Raw genomic sequence first — 387 nt, forward strand, 5'->3', positions numbered from 1 at the left:
CTCAAGCGCTTTGATCTTCTTGTCGAACGCCTCCGTGTTCATCCCGCCGGGATTTAACTCGGGATCGAGCAGCGCCGAGCGCGCCGCTGCCAGCTCGTCTTGCGCCTTTTGCAAAGCGTCGCCTTTGCCCGTTATGCCTCGCCAGAAACGCTCCCATTTCTGGCCGAGCGTTTCGTAGCTTTGCGCCATCTCGCGGTTGTCGGACGCCACTGCCTGGCGTGCCCTCGCGCTTGCCGCCTGCACGAACGCCGCCCAAGCTCCTGCCTTGTCGCCCGACAACTCAAGGAGGCGAATATGGTCGATCTGCGCTTGTCCAAGATCGTGATGGTCCTCGCGCCACTTGCGCGCAGCCTCCGCTGCATGACCGTACGATTGCAGGAACTGGCG

At 62.5% G+C, this 387-nt stretch carries 1 protein-coding gene; it reads right to left on the reverse strand.

Annotation, left to right across the window (positions count from 1 at the left end; all coding sequences use genetic code 11):
- Positions 1 to 387: hypothetical protein (locus tag QCE79_RS34520; RefSeq protein ID WP_309852277.1), on the reverse strand; the 387-nt coding region annotated here is incomplete at both ends.

Origin of the sequence: Caballeronia sp. LZ003 (assembly GCF_031451465.1) — a bacterium.
In the GTDB taxonomy this organism is placed as follows: Bacteria; Pseudomonadota; Gammaproteobacteria; order Burkholderiales; family Burkholderiaceae; genus Caballeronia.